The sequence below is a fragment of the Marinospirillum sp. genome, assembly GCF_014859565.1.
The window spans coordinates 1-7,644 of sequence record NZ_JACUUA010000161.1; the positions used below are offsets into that span (position 1 = coordinate 1).

Here is a 7,644-nt window from a genome sequence, read left to right on the forward strand (position 1 = left end):
GGCGCAGAAAGTCAGCCAGATTTTCCTGCACTTCTGCTGGTGACACGAGTTGAAACCGATTCATCGAGCATGCCTTAAATAGATATTATAGTATCTTTATTGCCAGCTTTATCGGCTGTATGGATACCATTATATCTATTTCGCTGGGTCAAAGTGCATATATTCTGTCCCGTTGTTCACGTTCACCAGAATACGCATCTGAATCATCTGGAGCCCTACACCTACTCTGCAGTTGTTATGGCCTGCTCCAGGTTGAGTGCCAACAGGCGGCGTAAAATGTCTTCGTCACTCATCTCTGGTGTGTAGTCTGCCCAGCCGTAGGCCTCGGCAACAGCCTTGTCGAGCGCCTTGTGGGCATTGTCGAGCCAGGCTGGGCGTACATTGTAGAGGTTGGTCAGGGTGCGCTTTTTCAGTTCGGCGGCGTGCTCAGGTTTGGCGATGATGCGATCAGGGTAGCCTTCGATTACTTCCGGCACGCGTTCCACCCACTGGGCGGGATTCAGCCAGTTATCACGCAATTCGACTAAGCGCTGGGCTGCAGTGGCAATTTTTACCGCCGCCGGTAGCCGTTTGGCATCGACAGGAGGCAGTAACAACTTGCCCTCTGCTTTTGGCTGCCCCTTGGTGTCGGACGGTGTCAGCTTCGCAGGAAAAGGGAAAGTCTCGAAGGTGCTGCTGGGGGTGTAGCGTGGGCGATCTTCCAGAGCGGTGCCAAGGCGTAGCGACCAGAGTTCATGGAAGCGCGAGTGCAGAATGCCGAAGGTGGTGTCGTCGGCGCGAGAGGTAATAACCAACTGTCCGTCACAAACAACTGGTGGGGCAATCCATACAAACAGTCGGTACTTGGCAACACGTGGGGTCGCAATAAAGCGGGGCAATCCAGTCACTGCGGTTCGTAAATCGGGCGCCGGTCGAGCATGTAGCCACCACTTTTTACGCTCATTCGCATTGCTGACCTGATCTCGTGCCGGTTTAACTGCTGCGAGCACATGGTTGAAAGGCTGCTCAAAGAGCGATGCATCGTCCTCTAACATGTTGAGACCGAAGTCAACAATCCAGGTGTCAGAGGGTCGGCGAGTTATGTCCAGGCCGTTTACCCAAGGGAACAGTACGTTTGCATTGGGCTTGCCATTTGGATTCGGTAAAGAAAGCCAAGAGCGAGCAAGGTCACCAGCGATGTCGAACTGACCTTTTTTCATTCCGCCGATAAACGCACAGCCTGCATTCTGTGCCAGTCGCGAAGCTTTGGTCAGATCAAAGCCCTCTACCAAAGGAGTTGATGCAGTAAGGTCTGGATTGATTCGACCTGCCGGTTGCCCATCCAGCCATACCGCATCTTCTGATGTGGCAGCGGCAAAGGCTACCAGCGAGACACGCACCGCCGCACCCTCATTGATCCAGTCCTCATCACACCAGGCGTTGAAGATGACCAGATCCTTGGTAATGGCATCCAGAACCTTGCGGTTGGCACCACCACGGATACTATTGGTAGCGACCAGCCCAGCACGTTGTGCTTTATTGGCAAGGATCTGCTCACGAGCTTTATGGAACCAGTAGCAAACCAGATCGGCACCACCCGGCACCTTGCCTGCGTACAGCTTGCGTAGGCGCTCGGTGTACTCGCCGCCCAGCTCACTGCGCATTTTTTTGTCACCGAGAAATGGTGGATTGCCAATGATTACATCAGTGGTCGGCCATTCGGTTTCGGTGCCATCGGTGTTCATCAGCGCATCACGGTGCTGGATTCCATCGAGGGTTCGTAAGATAGGGTTACGGGCAATCGGTCGACCGTTGCGCTGGCTCCATTGGATATCACCGATCCAGACTGTAACACGCGCAAGTTCGGCGGCGTACTCGTTGATCTCTAGTCCAAAAATATTGGCAGGCCCGGTTTCGATGCCAAGCTGGCGACCGAAACCAAGCAGCTCGGCATCCACCTGTGCAGCATGTTCAAGATCTTTAAGGGCGTGCATGGACAGGTAAAGAAAGTTGCCGGAACCGCAGGCTGGGTCGAGTACTCGGAAGTTTTTCAGGCGCTCAAGGTAGCTTTGGAAAGCGGTCATGGCAGCCTTGTAGGGTGCTGAACGCATCCCCTTGCCCTGTGCTTTAAGCAGCAGTGGTTTCACCAGCTCCCACTCTGCGGTCAAAGGCTCAATAATCAGTGGTCGGATCAGCTTGGTGATGGTTTCAACATCAGTGTAGTGTGCGCCCAGTGGTGCACGCGCGTCTGGGTCGAGACCACGCTCAAACAGTGTGCCAAAAATAGTCGGATCGATAGCTCGCCAGTCAAGTTTTTCCGCTGCATCGCGCAAAGCTGTCAGCTCTTCCATTTCCAGCGGTGGCACATCAATGAGCTTAAACAATCCGCCGTTAAACCAGGCAATGTCATCATTACCGTAACTGCCGCCTTGATCTCGCATGGCATTGAAGAGGTTGGCGATGCGTTTGCCTGCCCGGTCGGTGTCCTCACGGGCACTTTTCAGAATGGCAGTGAAGATCTGTGGGTCATCGCTGATGCCTTCGTGCAATAGTCCTTCGTCTTCAGCGTACATGCAAAAAATGCACTGGATCAGAAAGTGGGCAACCTGCTGACTGTCAAGGTTGCGGTCTCGCATCGCCTTAGCGACCTTGGCAAACTCGCCTGCAGCTTCGGCTGTTATAGCTGCGTTAGACTTGAGTGGGCGCAGCTTGTGGATATCTTCGGGGGAAAACAGCCAGCGCAAGGCTTGCAAGTTTTCCTGCTGGCCGATGTCATCCAGCTGGATAATGCGTGGAGTGCTGGGGTAGCCGGTGAAGCAGGGGTGTATCTCGATACGTTCGCGGTTGCAGACCACCAGTACTGGTGGGTTGTCGAGTGCCCCGGCGTAGTTCTTCAGCTGCATCAGTGCCGGACCGAGGTTCTTGTCAGGCCCTTTGTTTTCCCAGGCAAAGCAGCCACGTTTCCACACGTCTGCGAAGCCATTACCTCCGTGCATCTTTTTAAGATCCTGCTCGTAGCAATAATCACCATGCTGTCGTGGAGGTTCCACACCCAGCAGGCTGCAAAGATCTTCAAAGTGAGGTTGCGCTCCACCTTTTTCGGTCAGCGAGTTGTTTTTCCAGGTGGCAATAAACTTTTCAGGAGTCACTGTAAGTACCAATAGAGACTGCAGGGTTGTGTGGGGCTAAGTAATTGCGACGCTTCCCTATAACCCTGGCAGTACATCCAAGTCGCAACTCCAGTTGATTATCACTACTTGTGCTTCAAGATGGAAGGCTGCCTTTGTTTATCAGCTTGAGCTCTACTGGTATTCCTGAAAGTAGGAGTGAGGCGGCATAAACAGGCAAGAAAAAAGGCCAACCGAGAACGGTTGACCTTTTGATGTTGGTGGAGACGGCGGGAGTCTACGTCATTTGATTGTAAGTGCATGAAGGCATTGAAAATAAAGGGATTTGTCTGTATTTTGTGATAGAAACCTGTGATAGAAACATGTGATAGAAGCCCCGTAGAATCAGCCATGAAATACCTTCAGAGACGATACAACAAATGGTATGCAGTTCTAGCCATTCCCCAAGATGTTCAGCACGAGTTCAACGGTAAAAAGCTGCTTATCAAAAGCACCGGCACCAGCGATAAGGCGCAAGCGCAGACTGTGGCATTAGCTTTAGTTGCTGAGTGGAAGGGACAGATAGCAGCAGCCAGAGCCGGACAACAGCAACCTAACCTGACACCGCTTGAAATGGCGCTCCTTACCCGTAAGCAGATTGAAGAAGAAAGGACGTCAGGAATTGTTGTAGGAGGCTACACGCCTACAGAGGGGGCGGTTGTTGATCTGGTTGAAAAGCTAGCTGATCAGGGCAAGCATGAGGAGGCAACCATCATTAACCGGGTGGCCCTATCCGGTGCCATCATGCTGGAGGCTGAGCTACCCGAATGGGAAGCCACGCTGCACCACAAGCCACGAACAGTGATGCAGATGAAGCGCAACATTCAGGAAGTGGTGGCCTACTTCCCAACGGTTGCAGACGTGACACCACAGCGTGTCAGGGAGTGGGCAAAGGCGATGGTGATGCCTGAAAGTGAAGGTGGTCGGGGCATGATGAAAGCCACAATTGAGAACCGCTTTAAGGCCGCACGTAGCCTCTGGAGACATCTCCAGGAAGTTGGGAAGGCTCCAGCAGATAGCGACCCTTTCAAGCTCCCCCGCTTTGTCAACATGGCCGAAAAAAGAGCAAGGGAGGAAAGAGCTAAGGAGACGGGAAGCCCTGATAAGTACGTTTTGTTGACGGTTGATGAATCCGTGACCCTGCTCAGGGCAGCAGAAGCCAAGGGTGACAAAACGCTGCGTGACCTTATTTTGCTAGGCATGTTTACAGGGGCAAGAATTGAAGAGCTATGCAAGCTCAGAACTAAGCATTGCACAAGCGACATACTCCGAATCGCTGACAGTAAAACAGCGGCTGGGCTTAGAGACGTACCAGTGCATCCTGTTTTAAAACCAGCTGTAGAGAGGATGATTCAGGAAAGTACAGACGGATATCTGCTTTCAGGACTCACCACTACAGCATTAGGAGAGCGATCTAGCGCAATAGGTAAGCGGTTCGGTAGACTCAAGAAAAAATTAGGCTTTCCTGAATCTAAGGTGTTTCATTCACACAGAAAGACAGTGATCACCACCCTTGAAAATGCTGGGGTACTTGAGAACCTAGCGGCTGATATTGTCGGACACGAGAAGCCACGGATCACTTTCGGAGTCTACTCAGGGGGCGCTTCTCTTGAGGTGAAGTCAGAGGCTATCAAACACCTGAAGTACCCACTTTGATGGTGATTCAGGGCTTCAGATTTGCCTGTGGTGAGGCTTTCAGGTGTGGGGCTATGGGGTTGCATAGGCTGGCGCTTGGTGAGCCTCACAGGGAAAAATTTTCAGCAGATTTTTGAGTCAGTCCCTCGGATTGGAAACGGGGCAAGGTTCCCCCATTACCCCGCCTCGGTCGTAGCGCCAGCAGCCAGAGGTACACACGTCCTTGTGTTTCATCCATCAATGGTCAGACAAGCGGTGGCTTCCACTCAGGGGCCACGGTCTGTTCCATGCAAAACCGTTCGGGTTCCACGAGAGTTCAACCAGCCATGGCAGCCGCATGTAAAGGTCACGCCCTTGCAGGTCAGCTTCCAGAATCAGGCCAAAGAAACGCAGTCCGATCATACTTCAAGTCTCCTTGTGTTGTTGGTTGTGAGGCTGAATTTATCCCAGTCTTGAATCCAAGTAAATACTTACAAATCAACATCTTGTACCCGTATTTGGGTTAAACCCGCTGGTGGGTTGATTGCCCTTTCTGTAAGCACTGGGCTGCTTTGGCTGGGGCTTTGGTGTCGGTTCAAAAGGTACACCTTCTGAGCCATGCTGCTGGTGTACATTTCAAGTTGGCTCAAAGGTGTTGATTTATCTCTGAGCCACCTTTATGATATGAGCCATAGATTGCGAGCCATAAGGAGCAGATCATGAGCACAGTAGTTGCATACCTGAGAGTCAGCACAGACGACCAGACAACAGAGGCACAGAAGCACACCATTGGTGGCAAGTTCAAGGTGGATAGATGGTTCACTGATGAGGCCACGTCAGGTGCAATCAGAGCACAGGAGCGAGCAGGGTTCAGCTCACTGCTGGACTATGTGCGGGAAGGTGACACCGTGGTGGTGGCTGCCATTGACCGACTGGGGAGGGATACCATCAATGTGCTGGAGGTGGTGAAGCTGCTCCAGGTTAAAGGTGTGACGGTCATATCCATGCGTGAAGGGTTCGACCTGAGTACACCTATCGGCAACGCCATGCTGGCAATGTTGTCTGCTGTTGCTGAACTGGAGAGGTCGAATATCAAGGCCCGTCAGATGGCGGGAATCGAGAGGGCAAAGGCTCAGGGCAAGGCGCTGGGGAGGAAGAAGGAAATTGATGATGGTGAGGTGGTTGCATGGAGGAAGGCCAATAGCGCCAGCATCAAGGCAACTGCTGACCACTTTGGCATCTCGCTGGCCTCAGTGAAGAGGGCTTGCAAACCCGCATGAATACTGTCTTTGCAATTAGGGGGCAGTCTTGGAGGAGAACCCCATCTGTTCAACTAATTGCAAGGTATCAACACTATGACGATTGAGTCAGCCACTTTTCAAACCGTAATCACACGGCTGGAAGGTGAAGGCACACAGGGCAAACCCCAAGCAGCCACACCTTCCCAGCTCCCCCTGAATGCACTTCACCTTGAGGTTGAGGTGTTCCAGCCACGAGACCTAGCAAGTGATACAGCCGCCAAAGAGGCGCATATCAGGACGCTGGAAGAGGCCATTTACCAGACTTCAGGCAACACACTGGAGCCGCTGGTGGTGTGGTGGTCTGGTTGCCGGTGGTATGTGATAGACGGACACCACAGGCTGCAGGCTTACCAGAATGTCCACAAGAGAGGGAAGGTCAAGGTTAGAGCTGTTCCGGTGCGGGTGTTCAAGGGAACAGTGATAGAGGCCATGACAGAAGCAACCCGCCTCAACTCCAGAGACAAGTTACCCATGACCAAAGATGACAAAGCAAACAGGGCATGGAAGTTTGTGGCAATGGATAAAGGCTTATCAAAGAAGCAGATAGCTCAAATGTGCGGGGTGGGGTCAGCTACCGTTGCCAGAATGCGGCAGGTAGTGGCAAGGATGAAGGAAGATGATCCTGAAGGCTGGCAAGAGGAAGCGTTAGACCTGACATGGAAGGAAGCGCAGAACTACGGGAAGGAGCAGCGGCAGTTCTCAGACGACTGGGAGGAGAAACAGGCGCAGGACTGGGCGCAGCGATTGGCTAAGACTTTCGGGAAGAAACCCAGTGGTCAGCCTGACATTTTCCTGAGAGCCGTTGAACTGTATTCCCCCAAGCTGATGCAAGAGATTCAGGAAGCCATGAAGTTCATCATTGTGGAGCACATGAGGGAAAGCGGGGAGACACTGGAGGATTACGCGCTGGACTTCTGACGATGGTAGCCACTCAGGGTGTATCTTCCCTTGGGGTGTATCGTGATACAGGGCAAGGATGCCCGTTACTACATGGAGGGTGCAGCATGAACCTGACCGTAGCTGATGTTTCCATCCGTCAAGATGCCGAAGGTCGCTTCTGCCTGAATGATCTGCACAAGGCGGCTGGTGGTGAGACTCGTCATAAACCTGTTGAGTGGCTTCGTAATCAGAAAACTCAAGAGTTGATTGAGGAGACACTCAAAGTGGGATTTCCCACTTTGGTCACTTTCCGAGGGGGACGAACCCCTGGCACCTACGTCTGCAAGGAACTGGTCTATGCCTACGCAATGTGGATCAGTCCAGCCTTCCACCTGAAGGTTATCCGTGCGTATGACGAGTTGCAGACTAACGGGGTGGCCTTCTCTGAACGGATGGGGGTCACTCAGGGTGTATCTTCCCTTGGGGTGTATCGTGATACAGGGGTGGGGCTGCTTCTTTATTTTTTTTCAGGGGGTTAGAAACACAGTCTACGACAGTGATAGAAACCTGTGATAGAGACCTGTGATATATATGAAAAGGCGCATACTTCTAAACTATTGATTTGCAAAGAAATATACGCCTTTTTCGGTATTGGTGGAGACGGCGGGAGTTGAACCCGCGTCCGTCGGCACTCTGCCCTTGGA

General features: G+C 52.4%; 5 protein-coding genes. 4 read left to right on the forward strand and 1 reads right to left on the reverse strand.

Annotated elements, in window-relative coordinates; genetic code table 11:
* Positions 1 to 221: 221 nt before the first annotated feature.
* On the reverse strand, positions 222 to 3,128 hold the full coding sequence (locus tag IBX50_RS15165) for a DNA methyltransferase (protein WP_292257137.1): 2,907 nt from the start codon (positions 3,126 to 3,128) through the stop codon (positions 222 to 224).
* A gap of 369 nt (positions 3,129 to 3,497) precedes the next feature.
* Here IBX50_RS15165 and IBX50_RS15170 point away from each other — a divergent pair, with 369 nt between their 5' ends.
* The 4 genes from IBX50_RS15170 to IBX50_RS15185 all read left to right on the forward strand — a co-directional run bounded on the left by IBX50_RS15170 (position 3,498) and on the right by IBX50_RS15185 (position 7,479).
* Positions 3,498 to 4,802 (forward strand): DUF6538 domain-containing protein, encoded by a 1,305-nt coding sequence (locus tag IBX50_RS15170; RefSeq protein ID WP_292257138.1) that lies wholly within the window; start codon positions 3,498 to 3,500, stop codon positions 4,800 to 4,802.
* A 677-nt stretch (positions 4,803 to 5,479) separates the two neighbouring features.
* Positions 5,480 to 6,040 carry a recombinase family protein gene (locus tag IBX50_RS15175; protein ID WP_292257139.1) on the forward strand — a complete coding sequence of 187 codons (561 nt, stop codon included), beginning with the start codon at positions 5,480 to 5,482 and terminating at the stop codon, positions 6,038 to 6,040.
* A gap of 75 nt (positions 6,041 to 6,115) precedes the next feature.
* The gene (locus tag IBX50_RS15180; RefSeq protein WP_292257140.1) at positions 6,116 to 6,979 is read left to right on the forward strand and encodes a ParB/Srx family N-terminal domain-containing protein; all 864 of its coding nucleotides are present in this window, start codon (positions 6,116 to 6,118) and stop codon (positions 6,977 to 6,979) included.
* Between the two features lie 86 nt (positions 6,980 to 7,065).
* Positions 7,066 to 7,479 carry a KilA-N domain-containing protein gene (locus IBX50_RS15185; RefSeq protein WP_292257141.1) on the forward strand — a complete coding sequence of 138 codons (414 nt, stop codon included), beginning with the start codon at positions 7,066 to 7,068 and terminating at the stop codon, positions 7,477 to 7,479.
* The last annotated feature ends 165 nt before the right edge of the window (positions 7,480 to 7,644 follow it).

What these genes read in the sequence shown, in the direction of transcription:
- IBX50_RS15175 (WP_292257139.1), top strand. Translation starts at nt 5,480, where the DNA reads ATGAGCACAGTAGTTGCATACCTGAGAGTCAGCACAGACGACCAGACA.
- IBX50_RS15170 (WP_292257138.1), top strand. Translation starts at nt 3,498, where the DNA reads ATGAAATACCTTCAGAGACGATACAACAAATGGTATGCAGTTCTAGCC.
- IBX50_RS15180 (WP_292257140.1), top strand. Translation starts at nt 6,116, where the DNA reads ATGACGATTGAGTCAGCCACTTTTCAAACCGTAATCACACGGCTGGAA.
- IBX50_RS15185 (WP_292257141.1), top strand. Translation starts at nt 7,066, where the DNA reads ATGAACCTGACCGTAGCTGATGTTTCCATCCGTCAAGATGCCGAAGGT.